The sequence below is a fragment of the Bradyrhizobium sp. LCT2 genome, assembly GCF_009931255.1.
Taxonomy (GTDB): domain Bacteria; phylum Pseudomonadota; class Alphaproteobacteria; order Rhizobiales; family Xanthobacteraceae; genus Bradyrhizobium; species Bradyrhizobium diazoefficiens.
The window spans coordinates 2,782,257-2,803,811 of the sequence record NZ_CP034432.1 but is presented as its reverse complement, the minus strand read 5'-3'; the positions used below and the strand labels follow the sequence as shown (position 1 = coordinate 2,803,811).

The following is a 21,555-nucleotide window of genomic DNA, read 5'->3' as shown; positions in this document are numbered from 1 at the left end:
CCGAGCGGCAAAGGTTCCATGCAACTTGCACCTGTCGCCCCGTTTCAAAACCGGAACTTTAAAACCTGCGGCAAGTTGCCCCCGCACCAAAGGGACAGGTGCAAACGACCCTTTCAACAGAGGGCTGGAGGAGACTAGCATGTCTATCGGTACGATCATTCTGATCATTTTGGTCATCGCCCTGCTCGGCGGCTTCAGCGGCATCGGCGGCGGGCCGTTCTACGGCACCGGCTATTACGGCGGCGGCGGCCTCGGGCTCGTCATCGTCATCCTGCTGATCCTGCTGCTGCTCGGACGGATCTAGCCAAGTCGGTCATTCCGGGGCGCGCGCAAGCGCAAACCCGGAATCTCGCGCCGCAAACCTCTGGATTCCGGGTCTGCGCTTCGCGCAGCCCGGAATGACGTTTAAAAGAGCGACTACCTCATCTTCCCCGCAAGCTTCTTCATCGCGGCCTTGATCGACGCGGCCGCATCGTCATAGCCCTCCCACGCCTTGGAACGCGCCAGCAGGCCCGGCACCGTCCGCACCGTATATCGCTTCGGATCGAGATCGCCCTTCACCTGCGCCCAGGTGACAGGCATCGACACGGTCGCGCCGTCGCGGGCGCGGGGCGATAGCGGCGCCACCGCCGTCGCCAGGCGATCGTTGCGCAGATAGTCCAGAAAGATCTTTCCGTTGCGCAGCTTCTTGGACATGTTGAGCAGATAGCGCTCGGGCTCGTCATCCGCCATCCATTGGCAGATTCCTTGCGCGAACGCCTTGGCCTCCTTCCAGCTCACCTTGTCGCGCGCGCCGTGGAGCAGCGGCACCACCACATGCAGGCCCTTGCCGCCGGTGGTCTTGCAGAAGCTCTCCATGCCAACGTCAGTGAGCCGCTGCCGCATCTGCTTGGCCGCCTCGACGACATCGGCGAAACCGACATCAGGCGCGGGGTCGAGATCGAACACCAGCCGGCCCGGCGTATCATAAGCATCAGGCGCGCAATTCCAGGGATGCAGCTCGAGGCCGCCGATCTGCGCGACCGCGGCGAGGCCCTCGACGCGATCGATCTGCAAATACGGCTTGCGATCGCCGGACACCTTGGCGAGCTCGAGCAGGTTCGAGGTGCCCTGCATGGCATGGCGCTGGAAGAATGTCTCGCCGCCGATGCCGTCGGGCGCGCGCAGGATCGAGCAAGGTCGCCCCTTCAGGTGCTCGATCATCCAGCCGCCGACCGCCTCGAAATAGCGCGCGAGATCGAGCTTGGTAACGCCCTCGCCGTCGCCGCCATCCGGCCACAGCTCCTTGTCCGGCTTCGAGATCACGACGCCCATGACCTCGGCAGCGCCGGCATCTTTCTTCTTTCCGGACTTCGCACGAACGCGCTTTCCAGCAGACGGCCTGGCGAGCTCGGTATCGGCGGGCGTCTCCGCCTCGACCTCCTCGGCCGGCTTGTCCTGCCGCAGCCCCTTGAACGCGGCCTGGCGAATGTTGCCGTCGGCGGTGAAGCCGGCGAACTCGATTTCGGCGACGAGCTCCGGCTTCAGCCAGTGCACGTCCCGCGTCTTCTTCGGCGCGTTCTTGCCGCCGAACGGGCTGTCGTTCGACGCCGCCTCCTTCAGGAGCGGCATGATGCGCTTGACCGTGTCGGCGCCGAAGCCGGTACCGACCATGCCAACGAAGACGAGGTGATCGCCGCGATGCACACCGGCCATCAGCGAGCGGAATTTGCCGTTGGTGGTCTTCCAGCCGCCGATCACGACCTCATGGCCGGCCCGGCATTTGGCCTTGGTCCAGCTCCCCATCCGTCCCGACCGGTACGGTGCGTCCAGCTTCTTCGACACCACGCCTTCAAGCTCGAGCTTGCAGGCCGATTGCAGCACGGCGTCGCCGCCGCTCTCGAAATGCTCGACATAGCGGATCTGGTTCGATTTCCGCTTGCGTGCCTCCAGCAGCTCCTTGAGCCGCGACTTACGCTCCCTGAGCGGAAGGCGGCGATAGTCGCGGCCTTCGGCGAACAGGAGATCGAAGGCAAAGAAGATGAGTTCCTCGGTCTTGCCATCCGACAGCGCGGCCTGGAGCGAGGAAAAGTTCGGCGCGCCGTTGTGGTCGAGCGCGACAATCTCGCCGTCGATCATGGCCTCCGGCAGCGAATTCGCCTCTTTCGCGATGGAGGCGAACTTGTCGGTCCAGTCGAGACCCTTGCGGGTCTTCAGCGTCGCCTTGCCATCCTCGATGCGAAGCTGCACGCGATAGCCGTCGAACTTGATCTCGTGGCACCAGCCGTCGCCGGCCGGCGGACGCTCGACCGGCGTGCAGAGCTGCGGCGCGACGAAATCCGGCATGTCCGCGACCGTCTTGGCGTTCGTAGCCGCCGTGGCACTCTTCTTTGCGGCCTTGTTTACGGTCTTGCCGGCCTTCAACGCGGCGCGTGGCGCCGGCGCGACGGTCCGCCCCTTCGTCTCCTCGACGCGGTTGGATTGCCACACTGCATCGGCCTTGCCCTTGGCACCCTTCGCCAGCATGAACGGCTTTGGCGCGCGGCCCTTGCCTTCGGCGATCTGCGCCATCGCGCGGCCGGAGGCGACTGACTTGTCCTCGGCAAGGATGTCCTCGCCCTCGCGGGCATATTCGTCGCGATGCTTGATCAGCAGCCAGTTGGTCCGCTTGCCGCCATCGCGATCGTTGCGCATGCGGACCAGCACCCAGCTTCCGTGCAGCTTTTCGCCGTGCAGCGTGAACTTCAGGTCGCCCTTCCTAAAACCACGCTCGGGATCATCGGCCTCCCAGGTGCCGCGGTCCCACAGCATGACCGTGCCGCCGCCATACTGCCCTTCCGGAATCGTTCCTTCGAAATCGCCATAGTCGAGCGGATGGTCCTCGACCTCGACCGCCAGCCGCTTGTCGTGCGGATCGAGCGAGGGGCCCTTCGTCACCGCCCAGGACTTGAACACGCCGTCGAACTCGAGGCGGAAATCGTAGTGCAGCCGGCTGGCGTCATGCTTCTGGATCACGAAGCGTCGCTGTTTCGAAGAGGCTACCGCGGCCTCGCCGGAGGGCTCAGGGGTCTTCTCGAAGTCCCGCTTCTGTCGATAGGTGGAGAGTTTTCGCAGCACGACCGGTCCCGCATCTCTTTCGGCTTCAAGCCTATCACGGCAAAAGTCCCATCCGGAACCAAAACCCGACGCGCCGGTTGGAGTTCCAAAACGCCTTGAAAACGCTGGAGAATGGAATGGCCCCCCGCGCCTATTGGAAGGGAACGTTGAAGCTGTCGCTGGTCAGCTGTCCGGTCGTGCTCTATCCCGCAACGACCGCCGCGGAGAAGACCCGGTTTCACATGATCAACCGCGAAACCGGCAATCGCCTCAAGCAGCAAATGGTCGATTCGGAAACCGGCGACGTCGTCGAGAGCGACCAGAAGGGACGCGGCTACGAGCTGCGCAAGGGCAAATATGTCGAGATCGAACCGGAGGAGCTCGAGGCGGTCCAGATCGAGAGCAACCACACCATCGACATTGAGAGCTTCGTGCCGAGCGACGAGATCGACCAGCGCTACCTGGACCATCCCTATTACATCGCACCAGACGGCAAGGCCGCAATCGACGCCTTTGCCGTGATCCGCGACGCCATGAAGGACCAGGAGCGCGTCGCGCTCGCAAAAATCGTGCTTACCAACCGCGAGCATGTCATGGCGATCGAGCCGCTCGGCAAGGGCCTGCTCGGCACCACGCTGCGCTATCCTTATGAGCTCCGCGACGAGGACCAGTTCTTCGACGACATCAAGAGTCCGAAGATCACCAAGGACATGGTCGAGCTCGCCGGTCACATCCTGCACACCAAGGCTGCGCATTTCGATCCGAGCAAGTTCAAGGACCAGTACGAGACCGCGCTGAAGGCGCTGGTGAAGCGGAAGGCGAGCGGCAAGACGATCAAGCTGCCGGAGCCGGAGGAGCGGCCGAGCAATGTCGTCAGCCTGATGGATGCGCTGAAGCAGAGCCTGAGGGGGCGCGGCGGGGGACGGCCGTCGGCCAAGTCGCATGGAAGACGGACGACAGGACGGGGACGAGCCGCGAAGAAGGTGCACCGGTCGACGGCGCGACAGAGGAAGGCGGGTTAGCTTGTCATTCCAGGGCGCCTCGAAGAGGCGAACTATGGTGCGCAATTGCGCACCTGAGAATCTCGAGGTTCCGGGTTCGATGCTTCGCATCGCCCAGGAACGACGGCTTAGTCAATCCCCCGCCTTCAGGCGGTACCCGATCCCCGTCTCCGTCAGCACATATTGCGGCCGTTCCGGATCGGCTTCGATTTTCTGGCGGAGCTGGCGGACGTAGACGCGGAGATATTGCGCGTCGGTCAGTTCGTCCCAGAGCTCCTTGAGCAGGAAGCGGTGGGTCAGCACCTTGCCGGCATGCTGCACCAGCACGCGCAGGAGGTCGTACTCCTTCGGCGACAGCTTGACCTCGCGCTCGCCGACCTTGACGATGCGGCGGACGAGATCGACGGAGAGATCGCCGGTGCGGAATATCGGTCGCTCGCCCTGGACCTGGAGCTGGTGCCGCAGCGCGGCGCGCAGGCGCGCCAGCAGCTCGTCCATGCCGAACGGCTTGGTCAAATAGTCGTCGGCGCCGAGATCGAGCGCCTGCACCTTGCCGGCCTCGTCGCCCCGGCTCGACAGCACCACGATCGGCACCGCTTCGTTGCGGGCCCGGATGGTGCGGAGCAGCTCGTGGCCCTGGATGTCGGGCAGGCCGAGATCGAGGATGATCAGCGCAGGCTCCTCGGTGAGCTTCTCCAGCGCAATCTTGCCGTTTGACGCTTCCAGGATCTCATAGCCCTGCGTCGTCAGCCCCATCCGCAGCAGTTTGCGGATCGGTGGTTCGTCGTCGATGACCAGAACCTTGATCGGGGCGGCACTCATGCGGCGGTATCCAATGCGTGGGTCTGTGCCGGAACGGGCAAACGGATGGTGAGGACCGCGCCGCTCCGGTCGCTGCGGTTGGCGGCCGAGATCGTGCCATGCATTGCCTCGACGAAGCCGCGGGAAATGGCGAGCCCGAGCCCGGTGCCGGGACGAACGTGATCGCCCTTCTGCACGCGATAGAACTTGTCGAACACGCTCTCGACCTCGTCCGGCGGAATGCCGCTCCCCTCGTCGGCGATCTGGAGCACCACTTGATCTCGCTCGCGCTGGCTCTTGATCGAGATCGTCGTCTCCGCCGGCGAATACTTCGCGGCGTTGTCGAGCAGGTTGAACAGCACCTGCTCGAACAGCACGGCATCCAGCTGGAGCATCGGCAGATCGGCGGCCAGCACCAGCTCCACCTTGTGTGCGGTGAGGATCTTGGCTGCCCGCCGAAGCGCGCTGCCGACGATCTCGCTGAGATCATGCAGCGCCGTGTTGGGCACGATGGCGCCGGATTCGAGTTTCGTCATGTCGAGCAGATTGGCGATGAAACGGTTGAGTCGCTCGGACTCGTCGATCACGGTGGCCAGCAGGTCGCGCTTCTCGGTGTCGGACAAGGCACCTGCCAGATCGCGCATGGTGGAGGCGGCCCCCAACACGGAGGCGAGCGGCGTCTTGAGGTCATGCGAAATCGACGTGAGCAGTGCCGAGCGCAGCCGCTCGGATTCGACGGTGCGCTTGACGCGGTCCATGTCCTCGACCAGCAGCACGCGCTCGATCGCGAGCGCGCCCTGGTCGACCAGCGCGTCCAGCAGCCGGCGCTGGTCCGGCGTCAGCAACGGGCCGGTACGGTCGTTGTCGATGCCGATCACCCCGATCGGGCCGCGGCCGGTGCGCATCGGCAGGAACAGCCGCTTCGCGCCCGGCAGCGTGTCCGAGCCGCGACCGGCTGGGCGATCATTGCTCCAGGCCCAGTTGGCGGCGGCAAGGTCCGCCTGGTCGAGCTGGTCCTCCGGCGGATAGCCGGACTTCACCGTGAGCAGCCCATCCTCCGGCAGCAGCAGCACCACGCGAACCTTCAGCATCAGCGCGATCTGATAGGCCGTCGCCCACAAGACGTCGTCGAGCGTGGCGGTGCCGGCAAGCTTGCGGCTGAAAGCATAGAGCTGCTCGGTGGTCCTGATCCGGCCGATCGCGGTGTCGGCCTGCGTGCGCACGCGCGCGGCGACATTGGAGACGATCATCGCCACCACCATGAACAGGACAAAGGCGGCGACGTTGGTCGGATCGGTGATCGTGAAGGTGTAGATCGGCGGCAGGAAGAAGAAATTATAGGACAGCGAGGCCGCGACGGTGGCGAGCAGCGACGGCCACAGGCCATAGCGGACCGCGACCGCCACCACGGCCGTGAGCAGCACGAGGTCCACGTTCTCGATGCCGAACCGGGGCTGAATCAGCTCGGCGGCGCCGAGGCCGATCAGCACGATGCCGAGCGCCTTCAGATAGGGCAGCGGATCGAACGGCTCCGTCCGCGCCGCGGTCTGCACCGCGGTCTTGGGCGCCGCCTCGCCCGGCACATCGTCGCCGGCGATGACATGAACCGTGATATTGCCGGCACGGCGCACCAGGTCATGCACGACCGAGCCGCGCGTGATCTCGAACCAGCGCGAACGCGTCGACTTGCCGATCACGATCTGGGTGACGTTGTTGCCCTGTGCGAAATTGACGACGTCGTCGGCGATGCGGCGGCCGACCGCGGGAATCGTCAGTGCCTCGCCGCCCAAGGCTTCGGCGAGCCGCAGCGTGTCGGCGAGCCGGTCGCGCTCCTCATCGGAAAGCTGGAGGGAGCGCCGCGTCTCGATCGAAATCGCGGTAAACGGCGCATGCAGCCGGTCGGCCAGCCGCTTGGTGTAGCGCACGAGGCCGGCGGCGCGCGGATCCTCGCTGACGCAGACGAGAATACGCTCGCCCGCGGCCCAGGGGCCGGCGATGGCGTTCGCCTGCATGTGGGTGAGGAGCTGCTCGTCGACCCGTTCGGCTGTCCGCCGCAACGCGAGTTCGCGCAGCGCGGTCAGATTGCCCGGCGAGAAATAATGCTCCAGCGCCCGCTCGGCTTGCCTGGGGACGTAGACCTTGCCTTCCCTGAGCCGCTGGATCAGGTCGTCGGGCGTGAGGTCGATCAGCTCGATCGCATCCGCGCGGTCGAACACCGAGTCCGGCACCGTCTCACGCACCCGGACATGGGTGATCTGGGCGACGACGTCGTTCAGGCTCTCGATGTGCTGGATGTTGACGGCGGTGTAGACGTCGATGCCGTGGGAGAGCAGCTCCTCGACGTCGAGATAGCGCTTGGGATGGCGGCTGCCGGCCGCGTTGGTGTGGGCGAGCTCGTCGACCAGCGCGATTTGCGGCCGGCGCGCGATCACCGCGTCGAGGTCCATCTCCTCGATCGTCTGGCCGCGGTAGTCGAGCCTCTTGCGCGGGACAACTTCGAGCCCCCGCACCAGCGCCTCGGTCTCGGCGCGGCCATGGGTCTCGACGAAGCCGACCACGACGTCGATGCCGGCCTTGCGCTTGGCATGGGCACTTTGCAGCATCTCGTAGGTCTTGCCGACGCCGGGAGCCGCGCCGACGAAAATCTTCAGCTTGCCGCTCGCACTTTCCTCCCGGCGCGCTGTTTCGAGCAGCGCCTCGGGGGACGGACGTTGTTCGGGATCGCGGCGCTCTCGGACCATCAGGGCGGCTTGTTCATCCGTTACATTCCCGCCTATCACTTCGCCTTCCCCGCAAGCGGGGAGAGGAAAACGAAGGCTTCGCCACAACTATAATCATCCTGATGCCGCGAGCCTAGACCGCTACTTCGCGGCTGAGCGGTCGAGCGCGAGATTCAACGCCAATACGTTAACGCGCGGTTCGCCAAGCAGGCCGAGCAGACGGCCCTGGACGTTGGAAGCCACAAGCTGCTTCACCGCCTCTTCCGGCATATTCCGGGCCTTGGCAACGCGCGGCACCTGGAATTGCGCGGCTTCCGGCGAGATATCCGGATCGAGGCCGCTGGCAGAGGTGGTGACGAGGTCGACCGGCACGGCCGCGTTCGGATTCTCCGCTTTCAGCTTGTCCACGTCTTCCTTCAGCCGGTCGGCCAGCGCCTTGCTGGTCGGGCCGAGATTGGAGCCGCCCGAGTTGGCGGCGTTGTAGGGCGCCGAGACGGTCTTGGTAGAATCATTCGGGTCCGGCGCCAGGGTCGCCGAGGGGCGGCCGTGGAAATATTTGTCGTCCTTGAACTCCTGCCCGATCAGGGCGGAGCCGATCACCTTGCCATCCTTCTCGATCAGGCTGCCTTGCGCCTGGGCGGGAAAGAGCATGCCCGCGATGCCGGTCATGGCGAGCGGATAGGCCAGGCCCGTGATGGCAGTGAGCACCAGCAGGAGGACGATGGCGGGGCGAATTTCTCTGAGCATGTTAGGTCTCCGGTTATTTCGTCATTGCGGGCGAAGCATCTCTGTCGTCGTTCCGGGGCGATGCAAGGCATCGAACCCGGAACCTCGAGATTCTCAGGTGCGCAATTGCGCACCATAGTTCGCCTCTTCAAGGCGCCCCGGAATGACAGAGAGAATTTGCTCCTCGCATGACAACGATCAGGCCAGGTGCAAGGCGACGACGACGAGGTCGATCGCCTTGATTCCGATGAAGGGAATGACGATGCCGCCAAGCCCGTAGATCAGCAGGTTACGTCGCAACAGTGCGCCGGCACCGACGGCGCGGTAGGCGACGCCCTTCAGCGCGAGCGGAATCAGCGCGATGATGACAAGCGCGTTGAAGATGATCGCCGACAGGATGGCGCTCTGCGGGCTCGACAGGTTCATGACGTTCAGCACGTTGAGCTGCGGGTAGAACGCCAAAAACATCGCCGGGATGATCGCAAAGTATTTTGCGACGTCGTTGGCGATCGAGAACGTCGTCAGCGCGCCGCGCGTCATCAGCAGTTGCTTGCCGATCTCGACCACCTCGATCAGCTTGGTCGGGTTGGAATCGAGATCGACCATGTTGCCGGCCTCGCGGGCCGCCTGCGTGCCGGTGTTCATGGCGACACCGACATCGGCCTGCGCCAGCGCCGGCGCGTCATTGGTGCCGTCGCCGCACATCGCCACCAGCTTGCCCTTGGCCTGCTCGTCGCGGATCAGCTTGAGCTTGTCCTCGGGCGTTGCCTGCGCCAGGAAATCGTCGACGCCGGCTTCCGCCGCGATCGCGGCGGCCGTCATCGGGTTGTCGCCGGTGATCATGATGGTGCGGATGCCCATGCGGCGCAGCTCGGCAAAGCGCTCGCGGATGCCGCCCTTGACGATATCCTTGAGCTGGATGACGCCGAGCAGCTTGCCGTCCTTCGCGACGGCCAGCGGCGTGCCGCCGGCTTTCGAGATCTCGTCGGCGATGATCTGGATCTCGCGGCCGACCTCCGAGAGCTCCGCAGGCTGGATCGCCCGTGCGGTGTTGCCGGAAGCCACCGCCAGCGGCGCGCCGCCTCCGACATAGTTCAGCATGGCATCGACCGCGCCCTTGCGCACCGACGAGCCGCCGGCATCGACGCCGCTCATGCGGGTCTGCGCCGTGAACGGGATGAAGGTTGCCCCGAGCTCGGCCATGTCGCGGCCGCGGATGCCATACTTCTCCTTCGCCAGCACGACGATGGAGCGGCCTTCCGGCGTCTCGTCGGCGAGCGAGGCGAGCTGAGCCGCGTCCGCCAGCTCCTGCTCGGCCACGCCGCGAACGGGACGGAACGCGGTCGCCTGACGATTGCCGAGCGTGATCGTTCCGGTCTTGTCGAGCAGCAGCGTGTCGACGTCGCCGGCCGCCTCGACGGCGCGGCCGGACATCGCCAGCACGTTGAAGCGCACCAGGCGGTCCATGCCGGCAATGCCGATCGCCGACAGCAGCGCACCGATCGTAGTCGGGATCAGCGTCACGAACAGCGCGACCAGCACGACCACCGAGATCGAGCCGCCGGCATAGGCCGCGTAGCTCGGGATGGTGACGGTGGCGAACACGAAGATGATGGTGAGGCCGGCGAGCAGGATGTTGAGCGCGATCTCGTTCGGCGTCTTCTGCCGCTCGGCGCCCTCGACCAGCTTGATCATGCGATCGATGAAGGTCGAGCCCTGCGCGGCGGTGATGCGAACGCGGATCCAGTCCGACAGCACCTGCGTGCCGCCGGTCACCGCCGAGCGGTCGCCGCCGGACTCGCGAATGACGGGCGCGGATTCGCCGGTGATGGCGGCCTCGTTGACGGAGGCGACGCCCTCGATCACCTCGCCGTCGGAGGGAATGGTGTCCCCCGCTTCGACCAGCACGATGTCGCCGACCTTCAGGCTCGTGCCCGGAACCAGCTTGAAGGCCTGGCCGGTGCCGGTGAGCAGCTTGGCCTGGCTCTCGGTCCGGGTCTTGCGCAGCGATTCAGCCTGCGCCTTGCCGCGGCCTTCGGCGACCGCCTCGGCGAAGTTCGCAAACAGCACGGTGAACCAGAGCCAGAGGATGATCTGGAACGTGAAGCCGAGATTCGCGCCACCGGTGACGAGGTCGCGCAGGAAGATCACGGTGGTGAGCGCGGCCACGATCTCGACCACGAACATCACAGGATTCTTCACCATCAGTCGCGGATCGAGCTTGGTGAAGGAGGCACGGATCGCGGGCACTACGATCCTGGGATCGAGCATCGCCGATACGGCAGCACGTTTTTGCAGTTTCATCGTATCCATGGAGGTCACTCCAAACCAATCGGAAGATTGTCGATCAGAAGACTTGTCGATCAGAAGACTTGGCCGGCATTCATCGCGAGGTGCTCGACGATGGGGCCGAGTGCGAGGGCCGGGAAGAACGTCAAGCCGCCGATGATCAGGATGACGCCGACGACAAGGCCGACGAACAGCCCGCCCGTGGTCGGGAAGGTGCCCGCCGACGGAGGGATCGATTTCTTGGCGGCGAGCGAGCCCGCGATCGCCATCGCCGGAACGATCATGAAGAAGCGGCCGACGAACATCGCGCTTGCCAGCGTGAGGTTGTAGAAGAGGGTGTTACCGGTCAGGCCCGCGAAGGCCGAGCCGTTGTTGCCGGTCGCCGACGTGAAGGCATAGAGCACCTCGGTGAAACCGTGCGGGCCGGCATTCGCCATGGAGGCAACCGCCGCCGGATAGACCACACCGACCGCGGTCCAGCCGAGATACATCAGCGGCAGCACCAGGATCGCGAGCATCGCCATCTTGACCTCGCGCGCCTCGATCTTCTTGCCGACATATTCCGGCGTGCGGCCGACCATCAGGCCGGCCACGAAGATCGCGAGCACGACGAACAGCAGCATGCCGTAGAGGCCTGCGCCGACGCCGCCGACGATGATCTCGCCGAGCTGCATGTTAATCAGCGGAATCATGCCGCCGAGCGCGGTAAAGCTGTCATGCATGGCGTTGACGGCGCCGCACGAGGCGGCCGTCGTGATCACGGCGAACAGCGAGGACGCGACGAGGCCGAAGCGAACCTCCTTGCCTTCCATGTTGCCGCCGGTCAGGCCCAGCGCATGCATGGTAGAGGTGCCGTTGGCTTCCGCCCAGTAGGTGACCGCGACACCGGCGACGAAAAGCACGCCCATCACGGCGAGGATCGCCCAGCCCTGGCGCTGGTTGCCGACCATGCGGCCAAACACGTTGGTGAGCGCGGCCCCGAGCGCGAAGATCGACAGCATCTGCACGAAGTTCGACAGCGCCGTCGGGTTCTCGAAGGGATGCGCGGCATTGGCGTTGAAGAAGCCGCCGCCATTGGTGCCGAGCATCTTGATCGCGACCTGCGAGGCGACCGGGCCGACCGCGATGGTCTGCTTGGCGCCTTCGAGCGTGGTGGCCTCGACATAGTCGCCGAGCGTCTGCGGCATGCCCTGCCAGACCAGGAACAGCGTGTAGACGACGCAGATCGGCAGCAACACGTAGAGGGTACAGCGCGTCACGTCGACCCAGAAATTGCCGACCGTGCGCACCGAGGCGCGCGAGAAGCCGCGAATCAGGGCCATCGCCAGCGCGATGCCGGTGGCCGCCGACAGGAAGTTCTGGTGCGTCAGGCCGAGCATCTGCACGAGATAGGACAGCGTGCTCTCGCCGCCGTAGTTCTGCCAGTTGGTGTTGGTGATGAAGGAGATCGCGGTATTGAAGGAGAGATCCTGCGCCACCGCCGACTGCCCGGCCGGATTGAAGGGCAGCACGGCCTGGAGCCGCATCACGCCGTAGATGACCAGGAAGCCGCCGACATGGAACAGCAGCATGGCGACCGTGTAGGTCAGCCAATGCTGTTCGCGCCTCTCATCGACGCCGGAGATCCAGTAGATCCCGGCTTCGATCGGACGCAGCACCGGCGACAGGAAGGTCCGCTCGCCGTTGAACACGCGCGTCATGTACCAGCCGAGCGGCTTGGTCAGCGCGACGATAATGACGCAGAAAAGAATGATCTGGAGCCAACCGATCATGGTCATGGCATTAACCCTTCAGGCTTTGTGTCCGCCGCAACAGTGGCAGGAGTAGCGCAAGCAGGCCCGCGACGAGTGCGACGTCGGCCAGCAGCAATTCGGCAAGCAGCGGCACGGCTCAGAACCGCTCGGGCCGCAGCAGTGCATAAGTGAGGTAGAACAGGAGGCCGAACGAGACGGCACCGGCGAGCGCATAATCGAAGATCATGGTGTGCTCCATCACAGCCGTTCGCAGGCGTAGGTGTAGCCGATCGCGAGGGCAAAGAAGACGAAGCCCAGCGCCAGCATCAGAATGTCCATCATGGCGATACTCCTCAATGCGAGACGATCTCCGGCATTGCCCGCCGGCGGGCCGCTTGCTGCGGGCGAATGCAACACGTGTCTCTCCCGGCCGGGAAACGTCACCGCGCCGAAGTGCCACCGCGCACATAGGTTTTCGAGATGAGGCCTATGGCGACGTTATAGGAATCTCATAAAGGCCGGCCCGTCGTAGCCGCCGGCCGTACGACACGGACGACGCATTCCAGGCGATCGTTCCAGGCAGGCCGCGCAGCGACGCGATCCACCAACGCTTTCGCCTCCCGTTGTTACGGCGGGCCGGCGCCGAGGTCTTTTCAAAAAGCCCTGCTTCTATAAGCCTCCACCTACGACCGAGACGGCAGGCGAGGATCTGTCGGTCTTACACGGAAGAATCCGGGCACTTATGAAATCCCTATATCTCTCGCCCGATCCCCATCTCGTTTTCAAATGCCCTCCCGGCCATCTTGGCAATGCCGGCCGACTGACCGACGCCAACTCCGGGAGGCCTGACATGACCGCCGCTCTCCGACGTCTCGACCCACCATCCCTCAGCCAGCGGCTTCACGCGGCGCCGGCGATGACGCGACCGCTGATGCACGACGTCATCGATTATGCTTGCCGGCGCATCCCCTCGCTCGGCCAGAACGAACGCACCACGCGCGTCATGCGCCTGATCGACGCCGAGGCCTGGGCCGATGCGGCGCTGGCGCTGATCGAGCTCGAGCTGCCGCTATGGCAGGTCCGCCGCATCGCCTATGACGTGGGCGAGTGGCACTGCGCGCTCTCGCGCGAGCGTGAGCTGCCGGACTGGCTCGACGCTGCGGTCGAGGCACGCCACGCCGACCTCGCACTGGCCTTGCTGTCGGCCTTCGTCGAGGTCCGGGCATTGGCCGTGGACGTATCGCGGCCGAGCGTTCCCTCCGTTCGTCCTGTGCCGGATCCGCTCTACGAGCCGGTCGCCTGCGACAATTTCGGCTAGAGCAGCTTGACGGGTTCACACCTTGTCGCAAGCTCCGGACATGCCGCACAAGCTGAGCCCGGCGCGCGTGATCGCACGCTTCGCCGTCCGCATCGCGCTGCTCGCCGCCTTTGCCGCATTCGGTAGCGTCGGTTTCGGCCGAAGCCTTGCCGTTCTGCTCTGGATGTCGATCATCCTGTGCGCGCTCGCCGGCCTCGTCAGACGCGAAGCGCTGTTCGGCCCTGCCCTCAATCATTGGGACGAAGCTGCTGCATTCGGTGCGCTCTTCGCGCTGGTCCACATTGCCAATGATGTGACCTGAGCGGTCGGCTTATGACCTTCCTATGAGATCACCGCGCACCCGCCCTCGAAATCATATTCGCGAGACGGGATATTGAGCGCGCAGGCAGGGACGTGCATCCCGCGCCGGCGTCGTTCAGAAGGAATACATCCGTGAAACTCGTCGACCCTCCCTCGTGCACCTCCACCTCAACCATCGTCCTCATCGGCCGCAACCGCCGGGGACAATGGGTCGCGCAGGAGCAGAACGGCCTCTATGGCGGCCTGTTCGTCAGCCGCGCCCAGGCCGTCAAATATGCGCTGTTCGAGAACGGACAGCATCCGGAGACCATCGTCGAGCTGCCGCGCGAGATCGAGCTCGACATGGGCAAGAGCCCCAACGCCATCGTCTCGCAGCGCGCCGCCTGAGCCGGCGCCATCCGGCGGAAAAGCCATGTTCACTCCTCCTGCTGCCTGGTTCACAGGCTTCATTCCGGACCTGCCGACGCCGCTCGACGCGGCTGACGCAATCGATCTCAAGGCGTTCGCCGCGCTCTGCGAGCGCCAGGTCGCGGCTGGCGTCCCCGAGATCGTGGTCTGCGAGACGGCCGGCGAGGCGCCGACGCTCTCCGCGGCCGAGCAGGAGCTCGTCATTCGCGCCGCGGCGGACGTCGCCCGCGGCCGGGTGCGGATCATCGCCGGCGCGATGTCGAACGCGACCAGCCAGGCCATCGCGCTCGCGCGGCGTGCGGAGGCCGCCGGCGCCGATGCCGTGATGGCGGTGGTGCCGGCCTACAACAAGCCGATGCAGGAGGGGATGCTCGCGCATTTCCGGGCCATCGCCGGTGCAACCGGCCTGCCCGTGATCCTGCACGATATTCCCTCTCGCACGCTGCGCCCGCTCGCCGACGAGACGCTGGTGCGTCTCGTCGAATCCCGCCAGTTCGTCGGCCTGCGCGATGGAAGCTGCGACATCGCCCGTCCGATGCGCCTCGCCCGGTTGCTCCCGGCCGGCTTTCGCCTGCTCTCCGGCGACGACGTCACCGCGTTCGGCTACATCGCAAGCGGCGGCGACGGCGCGATCTCGGAAGTCTCCAACATCGCCCCCGATCTGTGCCGCATGATCTTCTCGCAGGTCAGGCAAGGCCGCTTGCAATCGGCACGGTACCTGCACAGGCGCCTCATCCCGCTCATCACATGCCTCTCCAAGGACGGCCCGGCGGCGCTCAAGAGCGCGCTGAGCGTGCTGGGCCTGATGTCACCGGCGACGAGGCTGCCGATCGTGCCGCTGGACGCGGCCGCGCAGCGGGAGGTGGTACACGCCTTCGCCGCGATCGCCGACGAGGAGTTGATCGACCGCGTCGGCGCCTGACGCCTCGCGCAGTCGTTCGGATCTCGCATGCCGCCATCAGTTGAAGATCATCGGAGGCTGCTCGGCGCCTGGCAGCTGGCGATCCTGCGCTTTGCCGTGACGCTGAGCGACTCCGACAGGCACAATGTCGCCGCACTCGCGGTTGAACTCGATCGTCTCGGCGGCCGGCGCAGCGGCGAGGACTCGCTGCACTTCTTCCGGCGCACCAGCTCCCGTCTCTGCGCGGCCATCGACGGCCGGCAGCAAGACGCGCAGGCGACCCTGGACGGCTTCTGCAAGCAGATCGAGGAGCCGCGGCTGCGGCTCGCCTTCGCCGCCGCCGTCGGGCTGGCGCGTTCGAAGCCTGCGCGATCCAAACCGCAACCGAAACGCGACCAAAACCTCTTCAGAGGACTGCTGGCGCGACCGCCGGCGCCTTTATGACTTTCCTATACGGCAACTGCGGCGGTCACCTCGCAATCATACGCAGCGGTGGCCATCATACGGGACAGATCGGAGCGGCCGTCTCGCCACTCCGGATAAGGACTGAAAAAATGTCGATCCTGACACATGGCCTTGACCGCCCCTTCGTGCCTGGGCGTTCGGCGCGCATCTCCGAGGCACGCAAGGCGCAGCTCAAAGGTTTCGCTCTCGGCACACTGACGCTGCTCTCGATGGGTAGCGTGCTCACCGCGCTGATCGCGCTGAGGACCGCAATCTATGTCTGGCACATGCACGGCTGACCCGCAGGGAGGCCCCTATGACCTTGCAGATGTGTGAGGAAGCCGCCATGGCCGCAATTGCGCTTCAGGCTTCCCGTCGCCGCCCCGACACCAGGCAGGCGGCGGCGCTCAAGCCACTCGATCCGGATGTCGTCAGCGCCGCCATTCCCGCCTTCTTCATTGGACGCAACAGCGCCGGCCTCTGGGTGGCGCGCGAAGCGAACGGACGCGTCGGCGGCCTGTTCCTGTTCAAGAGCTCGGCGGTGGATTTCGCCAACCGTCAGAGCGCGCCGGCGCGGTGCGCGCTGGTGTTTCCCGCCGAGACCTTCGAGCTCGACATCGAGAACCGCGGCAATCCGCTGATTGTGCTCGCGGAGGGAGCGAGGCAGCTTCTTGCACGCGTGACCGCGAGACGGCGGACATGATCGAGCTCAAGATCGCGATCCTGGTTGTGTTGATGGGAGCATTGCTGCTCGGCATGCGCATCGGCGCGGCGCCCGCCCCGGACAAGTAGCGTGCAGCTCCTCAAGGGAAATCTCGAGCACGCAGTCACCACGACGATCCTGACCATGACGCTGAGCCTGGTCTGGGGCGCGGTCCTGACGATCGTGATCACGCTCGTCGCGCGGGGGCTCGGGGTCTAGCCTTTACCTCTTCACGCGCCAGTTCCGCCGCCGTGACCATGGCTGCCTACGAGGCGAGCAGCCGTGCCCGCAAGGAGGTCGCGATGCCGGCTTGAGGCCACGTATCCCGCGGAAAATACCCGGCCGATCTGGCGCAATTTCACGGAACCGTGTAGAGCGGTTTCATGAGCACAAGCAGCGTCAACGTCGTCGCCCACCCTCTGGTCCAGCACAAGCTCTCGCTGATGCGGGAGAAGGACCGCTCGACCAAGAGCTTTCGCGAGATCCTGAACGAGATCGGGATGCTGCTCGGCTACGAGGTGACGCGCGACCTGCCGCTGGAGCTGGTCGAGATCGAGACGCCGATCGCATCGATGCGGGCGCCGAAGATCGCCGGCAAGAAGCTCACGCTGGCGCCGATCCTGCGCGCCGGCGTCGGCTTCCTCGACGGCATGCTGGCGCTGATGCCCTCGGCGCGCATTGCCCATATCGGGCTCTACCGCGACCCCGAAACATTGCAGGCCGTGGAATATTACTTCAAGGCGCCGCAGGACCTGTCCGACCGCACCGTGATCCTGATGGACCCGATGCTGGCGACCGGCAACTCGGCCTGCGCCGGCGCGTCCCTGCTCAAGAACCGCGGCGCCCGCGACATCCGCTTCGTGTGCCTTCTGGCCGCGCCGGAAGGCATCGCGCAGTTCCAGAGCGAACATCCCGACGTGCCGATCTGGACCGCCGCAATCGACGAGCGGCTCAACGACCACGGCTACATCGTGCCGGGCCTGGGCGATGCCGGCGACCGGATGTTCGGCACCAAGTAGACAGTTTTGCGCGATCGGGTTACTCCGGGCGCCATGAGCTCCAACGAATTTTCGCTGCAATCGCTGATCTGCACCGAGGCCTTCGCGGATCCCGCCTTCGTGTTCGACGGCACGCCGGTCTCGCGCGCGGAATTCTCGGCAAATATCGAAAAGACCGCGGCCTGGCTTGCTGCGCAGGGTGTCGGCAAGGGCGACGTCGTCGCGGTCTGGCTGGTCAACCGGATCGAATGGGTCGCGCTGCTGTTCGCCGCCGCCCGCCTCGGTGCGATCGTCTCCGCCGTCAATACCCGCTACCGCAGCGCGGAAGTCGCCCATCTGCTTCGCTTGTCCGGCGCCAGGCTGATGGTGGTCGAGGCCGCGTTCCGCTCGATCGACTTTGCCGCCATCCTCGCCGATATCGCCAAGGACGAGGTGCCCGCGCTGCGACAGCTTGCAGTGGTCGGCGCGGATACGATCCCGGCGCACTGGCCGTGTGTACGGTTCGATGCGTTCGACCAACCCTATCCGCCGGCCCCGCCCGCCCAGGATGACGTCGGCCTCCCCGTGCTGCTCTACACCACGTCGGGCACGACCAAGGGACCGAAGCTCGTCGCGCATTCGCAGCGGACGCTGGCCGCGCACGCCGCCGCCGTCGCCAGGGCGCTAAGCCTCGCGCCGCAAGACCATTCGCTCCTCGCCATGCTGCCGTTCTGCGGCACCTTCGGCATGACGAGCCTGCTCGGCTTCATCGCGGCGGGCGCGACCATCCATGTGCTCGACGCCTTCGAAGCGGCGCCGGCGCTGAAGATCCTCGGCGAGCATGAGATCACCCACGCCTTCGGCTCCGACGAGATGTTTCGCCGCATCCTCGCCCTCACCGACGTGGCCCAGCCCTTTCCCCGTGCCGAGGTGTTCGGCTTCGCCGCGTTCCAGCCCGGCTGGCGCGAGCTTGCCGCGGAGGCCGAGGCGCGCGGCATGCCGCTTTACGGCCTCTACGGTTCGAGCGAGGTGCAGGCCCTGTTCTCGATCGGCCGCGCCAGCGACGCGTTCGCCGACCGGATCGAGGGCGGCGGCTGGCCGATGTCGCCGGAGGCCAGGGTCCGCGTGCGCGACACCGAGACCGGCGAACTCGTGGCTCCCGGCGTCTCGGGCGAGATCGAGATCAGCGCGCCGTCACGCTTCCTCGGCTACTTCAACAATCCCGGCGCCACGCGCGACGCGATTACCGCGGACGGCTTCTTCCGCACCGGCGACATCGGCCGGCTGCGCGGCGACGGCTCCTTCGTCTACGAGACCCGCGCGGGCGATGCGATGCGGCTCGGCGGCTTCCTTGTCGCGCCCGGCGAGATCGAGGACGAGCTCAAGTCCTGCGCAGGTGTTGCCGACGCCCAGGTCGTCGCGGTCGACCTGAAGGGAAACGCACGCTGCGTCGCTTTTGTGATTCCAGCAGCGGAGCCGCCTCAACAGGAGATGCTGGTCGCGCACCTGCGCGAGCGGCTCGCCGGGTACAAGGTGCCGGCACGAATCTATATCGTCGATGCTTTCCCCGTCACCGACAGCGCCAACGGTGTGAAAATCCAGCGCGCCCGGCTTCGTGCCATGGCGATGGAGCGGATTACCGCCGAATAGGCCGGCCACCTCCTCGACGATCTCGTCATGGACGCTCGCGATGATGAACTGAGCTAGCGCGCGGGCCCGCGAAGCCGCGCCGAAAGCGCGTCGCGATGCTCAGGCGCCGCGATCGCGATCATGCGGCGCGCGCGCTCGGGAAGGCCGCAGCCAAGCAGCTCCGCAACGCCCCATTCGGTGACGATGGCATCGACATCGGCGCGCGGTGTCGTCACCGTCTCGACGTCAGCGACGATCCGGCTGGTCCCGTCGGAGGCCGTCGCCGGCAGCGCGATGATCGCCCTTCCGCCGCAAGAGGCGTTGGCGCCGCGCACGAAATCGAGCTGCCCGCCGATGGCGCCGATCGCGACGCCATTCAGCGTCTCGGAATTGACACTGCCGTCGAGGCCGACCTGAAGCGCCGAATTGATCGCGACCAGCCGGTTGATCCGCGCCAGCACGTTCTGGCCGTGCGTATAGGACGTCGGCCGCACCGCGACCGCCTTGTTCTCGTGCACGAAGCGATAGAGCCGCCGGGTCCCGATCACCTGGTTGGTGACAGTGATGCCGACATCGATGCCCTTCTCCGCATTCGTCACCGCGCCGCGCTCGATCAGGTCGACGACGGCATCGTTGATCAGGCCGGAATGGATACCGAGACGGCGCGCATGCGACAGCGAGGACAGCATCGCATCCGGAATTCGGCCGACGCCGAACTGGAGCGTGCTGCCGTCGGCGATCAGGCCTGCCGCATGCGCGGCGATGCGGCGCGAAACGTCATCGAGCGGCGTCGAGGTCAATTCAATCGGCGGCCTGCGGGCTGCCACGCGAACATGGATCGGCACGTCCTCCGGCCATTCGGCGCCGAACGTAAAGGGCGCATCCGGATTGATCTCGGCGATGACGAGGCGTGCGCCGCGCGCGGCATCGATGACGTAGTCGTTGGAGAGGCTGGCGCTGAGCCGCCCTTCGAACTCCGCAAGCTGCACCAGAACGACATCGGCCTTGTAGCGGCGCGCCGCGAAGTCGGCACAGAAGGCGCTGTAATTGCTCGGGATCACGTCGAGCCGCCCCGCTTTCGCGAGCCGCCGCGAATTGCCGATCACGCCGTAGCTCTGGAACGACACATTTCCCGCGCACGACGCCGAAAACGTCTCCGAGAACACTGGCCCGATCATCATGCGGAAGGGCGGAAGCCGTGCTGCCTGCGCCATCAGCGCTTCCGTCAGCGTGACCGGCTCCGCCGTCGCCTGCCCGCACACGACCAGATCATCGTTCCGGACCAGGCCGGCAAAATCGATCGGCGAGCTGTCCTCAGGCATCGGCAATCCTCCCGGCCGATCCGCGGGCAACCTAGTACGACTTCGCCAGCCCCAGCACCTTTTCCGCGATGAAGCTGAGCGCGAGCTGCGGGCTGACCGGCGCGATGCGCGGGATCAGCACCTCACGCAGATAACGCTCGACGTGGAACTCCTTGGCATAGCCGAAGCCGCCATGGGTCATCACGGCCTGCTCGCAGGCATGGTAGCCGGCTTCGCCTGCGAAATATTTCGCGGCATTCGCGCCAGCGCCGCAGGGCAAGCCCTTGTCGTATTGCCAGGCCGCCTGCATCACCATCAGCCAGGCCGCCTCGAGCTCGACCCAGTTCACCGCGAGCGGATGCTGGATGCCCTGGTTCTTGCCGATCGGGCGATTGAAGACGACGCGGGTCTTGGCGTATTCGGTCGCGCGCGCCAGCGCGAGCTTGCCGAGGCCTACGGCTTCCGCCGCGATCAGGATGCGCTCGGGGTTCATGCCTTCGAGGATGTACTGGAAGCCCTTGCCCTCTTCGCCGATGCGGTCCTCCATCGGGATCTCGAAATCCTCGAAGAACAGCTCGTTGGAATCGACGACCTTGCGGCCCATCTTCTCGATCTCGTGGACCTTGATCTTCTTGCGGTCGAAGTCGGTGTAGAACAGGCTGAGGCCGTGGGTGGGCGAGCGCACCTCTTCCAGCGGCGTGGTGCGCGCCAGCAGCAGGATCTTGTGCGCGACCTGCGCGGTCGAGATCCATACCTTCTGGCCGTTGACGATGTAGCGGTCGTTCTTGGCGACCGCGCGGGTCTTGAGCTGGGTGGTGTTGAGGCCGGTATTGGGCTCGGTGACGGCGAAGCACGCCTTCTCGCGGCCCTCGACCATCGGCGGCAGCATGCGCTTGCGCTGCTCCTCGGTGCCGAACACGACGACGGGATTGAGCCCGAACACGTTGATATGCACGGCCGAGGCGCCGGACATGCCGGCGCCGGATTCGGCAATGGTACGCATCATGATCGCCGCTTCCGTGATGCCGAGCCCCGAGCCGCCATAGGCCTCCGGCACGCAGATGCCGAGCCAGCCGGCGTCGGCCAGTGCCTTGTGGAAATCGTGCGGAAAGCCGCCGTCATGGTCCTTCTTCAACCAGTAGGCATCGGGAAAGCCTTCACAGATCTTGGCGATGGCATCGCGAATGGCTTCCTGCTGATCGGTGAGCGCGAAATCCATGTTCTTGATC

General features: G+C 65.6%; 22 protein-coding genes. 12 read left to right on the top strand and 10 right to left on the bottom strand.

Features of this window, described 5'->3' with window-relative positions; all coding sequences use genetic code 11:
- Positions 1–139: 139 nt before the first annotated feature.
- On the top strand, positions 140–304 hold the full coding sequence (locus EI171_RS13770) for a DUF3309 family protein (protein ID WP_007595743.1): 165 nt from the start codon (positions 140–142) through the stop codon (positions 302–304).
- Between the two features lie 113 nt (positions 305–417).
- On the opposite strand, the gene ligD is transcribed toward EI171_RS13770, so the two are convergent.
- Entirely contained in the window at positions 418–3,096 is a 2,679-nt protein-coding gene (ligD, locus tag EI171_RS13765; protein WP_161533602.1) for a DNA ligase D, read from the bottom strand.
- Between the two features lie 116 nt (positions 3,097–3,212).
- Here ligD and EI171_RS13760 point away from each other — a divergent pair, with 116 nt between their 5' ends.
- Positions 3,213–4,097, top strand: a complete 885-nt coding sequence (locus EI171_RS13760) for a Ku protein (protein ID WP_161533601.1) — start codon at positions 3,213–3,215, stop codon at positions 4,095–4,097.
- Positions 4,098–4,208: 111 nt separating this feature from the next.
- On the opposite strand, the gene EI171_RS13755 is transcribed toward EI171_RS13760, so the two are convergent.
- From EI171_RS13755 to EI171_RS44740, 7 genes are all read right to left on the bottom strand, one after another.
- Positions 4,209–4,898, bottom strand: a complete 690-nt coding sequence (locus tag EI171_RS13755; protein WP_011089514.1) for a response regulator — start codon at positions 4,896–4,898, stop codon at positions 4,209–4,211.
- Complete coding sequence (locus tag EI171_RS13750) at positions 4,895–7,618, bottom strand: sensor histidine kinase KdpD (RefSeq protein WP_161533600.1); 2,724 nt, start codon at positions 7,616–7,618, stop codon at positions 4,895–4,897. Before EI171_RS13750 ends, EI171_RS13755 begins: the two co-directional genes overlap by 4 nt.
- A 120-nt stretch (positions 7,619–7,738) precedes the next feature.
- On the bottom strand, positions 7,739–8,344 hold the full coding sequence (locus EI171_RS13745; RefSeq protein ID WP_161533599.1) for a K(+)-transporting ATPase subunit C: 606 nt from the start codon (positions 8,342–8,344) through the stop codon (positions 7,739–7,741).
- Between the two features lie 177 nt (positions 8,345–8,521).
- Positions 8,522–10,636, bottom strand: coding sequence for a potassium-transporting ATPase subunit KdpB (gene kdpB / locus EI171_RS13740; RefSeq protein ID WP_161533598.1), 2,115 nt, complete (start codon positions 10,634–10,636; stop codon positions 8,522–8,524).
- 50 nt (positions 10,637–10,686) lie between these two features.
- Positions 10,687–12,390 carry a potassium-transporting ATPase subunit KdpA gene (gene kdpA / locus EI171_RS13735; protein ID WP_161533597.1) on the bottom strand — a complete coding sequence of 568 codons (1,704 nt, stop codon included), beginning with the start codon at positions 12,388–12,390 and terminating at the stop codon, positions 10,687–10,689.
- Between the two features lie 112 nt (positions 12,391–12,502).
- Complete coding sequence (locus tag EI171_RS13730; protein WP_038965694.1) at positions 12,503–12,592, bottom strand: K(+)-transporting ATPase subunit F; 90 nt, start codon at positions 12,590–12,592, stop codon at positions 12,503–12,505.
- Between the two features lie 11 nt (positions 12,593–12,603).
- Complete coding sequence (locus EI171_RS44740; RefSeq protein WP_162185871.1) at positions 12,604–12,762, bottom strand: hypothetical protein; 159 nt, start codon at positions 12,760–12,762, stop codon at positions 12,604–12,606.
- Between the two features lie 433 nt (positions 12,763–13,195).
- Here EI171_RS44740 and EI171_RS13725 point away from each other — a divergent pair, with 433 nt between their 5' ends.
- From EI171_RS13725 to EI171_RS13685, 10 genes are all read left to right on the top strand, one after another.
- Complete coding sequence (locus EI171_RS13725; protein WP_161533596.1) at positions 13,196–13,663, top strand: hypothetical protein; 468 nt, start codon at positions 13,196–13,198, stop codon at positions 13,661–13,663.
- A gap of 40 nt (positions 13,664–13,703) precedes the next feature.
- Positions 13,704–13,964, top strand: coding sequence for a hypothetical protein (locus EI171_RS13720; RefSeq protein WP_060908711.1), 261 nt, complete (start codon positions 13,704–13,706; stop codon positions 13,962–13,964).
- Positions 13,965–14,095: 131 nt separating this feature from the next.
- Positions 14,096–14,350, top strand: coding sequence for a hypothetical protein (locus EI171_RS13715; protein WP_060908712.1), 255 nt, complete (start codon positions 14,096–14,098; stop codon positions 14,348–14,350).
- 25 nt (positions 14,351–14,375) lie between these two features.
- Positions 14,376–15,293 carry a 4-hydroxy-tetrahydrodipicolinate synthase gene (dapA, locus tag EI171_RS13710; protein ID WP_161533595.1) on the top strand — a complete coding sequence of 306 codons (918 nt, stop codon included), beginning with the start codon at positions 14,376–14,378 and terminating at the stop codon, positions 15,291–15,293.
- 27 nt (positions 15,294–15,320) lie between these two features.
- Positions 15,321–15,716 carry a hypothetical protein gene (locus EI171_RS13705; protein WP_161533594.1) on the top strand — a complete coding sequence of 132 codons (396 nt, stop codon included), beginning with the start codon at positions 15,321–15,323 and terminating at the stop codon, positions 15,714–15,716.
- 110 nt (positions 15,717–15,826) lie between these two features.
- Entirely contained in the window at positions 15,827–16,015 is a 189-nt protein-coding gene (locus EI171_RS13700) for a hypothetical protein (RefSeq protein ID WP_028174527.1), read from the top strand.
- 17 nt (positions 16,016–16,032) lie between these two features.
- Positions 16,033–16,419 (top strand): hypothetical protein, encoded by a 387-nt coding sequence (locus EI171_RS13695; RefSeq protein WP_028174526.1) that lies wholly within the window; start codon positions 16,033–16,035, stop codon positions 16,417–16,419.
- 90 nt (positions 16,420–16,509) lie between these two features.
- A complete protein-coding gene (locus EI171_RS46425) occupies positions 16,510–16,638 on the top strand; it encodes a hypothetical protein (RefSeq protein WP_018641127.1) in 129 nt (42 codons plus the stop codon).
- A 164-nt stretch (positions 16,639–16,802) separates the two neighbouring features.
- On the top strand, positions 16,803–17,438 hold the full coding sequence (upp, locus tag EI171_RS13690; protein WP_028174525.1) for a uracil phosphoribosyltransferase: 636 nt from the start codon (positions 16,803–16,805) through the stop codon (positions 17,436–17,438).
- A 33-nt stretch (positions 17,439–17,471) separates the two neighbouring features.
- Complete coding sequence (locus tag EI171_RS13685) at positions 17,472–19,046, top strand: AMP-binding protein (RefSeq protein WP_161533593.1); 1,575 nt, start codon at positions 17,472–17,474, stop codon at positions 19,044–19,046.
- A gap of 53 nt (positions 19,047–19,099) precedes the next feature.
- On the opposite strand, the gene EI171_RS13680 is transcribed toward EI171_RS13685, so the two are convergent.
- Both EI171_RS13680 and EI171_RS13675 read right to left on the bottom strand, forming a co-directional pair.
- Complete coding sequence (locus tag EI171_RS13680) at positions 19,100–20,347, bottom strand: acetyl-CoA hydrolase/transferase family protein (protein ID WP_161533592.1); 1,248 nt, start codon at positions 20,345–20,347, stop codon at positions 19,100–19,102.
- A gap of 31 nt (positions 20,348–20,378) precedes the next feature.
- Entirely contained in the window at positions 20,379–21,545 is a 1,167-nt protein-coding gene (locus EI171_RS13675; RefSeq protein ID WP_011089530.1) for an acyl-CoA dehydrogenase family protein, read from the bottom strand.
- Positions 21,546–21,555 lie beyond the last annotated feature (10 nt).

What these genes read in the sequence shown, in the direction of transcription:
- kdpA (WP_161533597.1), bottom strand. Translation starts at nt 12,390, where the DNA reads ATGACCATGATCGGTTGGCTCCAGATCATTCTTTTCTGCGTCATTATC.
- EI171_RS13730 (WP_038965694.1), bottom strand. Translation starts at nt 12,592, where the DNA reads ATGATCTTCGATTATGCGCTCGCCGGTGCCGTCTCGTTCGGCCTCCTG.
- EI171_RS13720 (WP_060908711.1), top strand. Translation starts at nt 13,704, where the DNA reads ATGCCGCACAAGCTGAGCCCGGCGCGCGTGATCGCACGCTTCGCCGTC.
- EI171_RS13680 (WP_161533592.1), bottom strand. Translation starts at nt 20,347, where the DNA reads ATGCCTGAGGACAGCTCGCCGATCGATTTTGCCGGCCTGGTCCGGAAC.
- EI171_RS13750 (WP_161533600.1), bottom strand. Translation starts at nt 7,618, where the DNA reads ATGGTCCGAGAGCGCCGCGATCCCGAACAACGTCCGTCCCCCGAGGCG.
- EI171_RS13705 (WP_161533594.1), top strand. Translation starts at nt 15,321, where the DNA reads ATGCCGCCATCAGTTGAAGATCATCGGAGGCTGCTCGGCGCCTGGCAG.
- EI171_RS13760 (WP_161533601.1), top strand. Translation starts at nt 3,213, where the DNA reads ATGGCCCCCCGCGCCTATTGGAAGGGAACGTTGAAGCTGTCGCTGGTC.
- upp (WP_028174525.1), top strand. Translation starts at nt 16,803, where the DNA reads ATGAGCACAAGCAGCGTCAACGTCGTCGCCCACCCTCTGGTCCAGCAC.
- kdpB (WP_161533598.1), bottom strand. Translation starts at nt 10,636, where the DNA reads ATGGATACGATGAAACTGCAAAAACGTGCTGCCGTATCGGCGATGCTC.
- EI171_RS13755 (WP_011089514.1), bottom strand. Translation starts at nt 4,898, where the DNA reads ATGAGTGCCGCCCCGATCAAGGTTCTGGTCATCGACGACGAACCACCG.
- EI171_RS13745 (WP_161533599.1), bottom strand. Translation starts at nt 8,344, where the DNA reads ATGCTCAGAGAAATTCGCCCCGCCATCGTCCTCCTGCTGGTGCTCACT.
- EI171_RS13695 (WP_028174526.1), top strand. Translation starts at nt 16,033, where the DNA reads ATGACCTTGCAGATGTGTGAGGAAGCCGCCATGGCCGCAATTGCGCTT.
- dapA (WP_161533595.1), top strand. Translation starts at nt 14,376, where the DNA reads ATGTTCACTCCTCCTGCTGCCTGGTTCACAGGCTTCATTCCGGACCTG.
- EI171_RS13685 (WP_161533593.1), top strand. Translation starts at nt 17,472, where the DNA reads ATGAGCTCCAACGAATTTTCGCTGCAATCGCTGATCTGCACCGAGGCC.
- EI171_RS13700 (WP_028174527.1), top strand. Translation starts at nt 15,827, where the DNA reads ATGTCGATCCTGACACATGGCCTTGACCGCCCCTTCGTGCCTGGGCGT.
- EI171_RS13675 (WP_011089530.1), bottom strand. Translation starts at nt 21,545, where the DNA reads ATGGATTTCGCGCTCACCGATCAGCAGGAAGCCATTCGCGATGCCATC.
- EI171_RS13770 (WP_007595743.1), top strand. Translation starts at nt 140, where the DNA reads ATGTCTATCGGTACGATCATTCTGATCATTTTGGTCATCGCCCTGCTC.
- EI171_RS13725 (WP_161533596.1), top strand. Translation starts at nt 13,196, where the DNA reads ATGACCGCCGCTCTCCGACGTCTCGACCCACCATCCCTCAGCCAGCGG.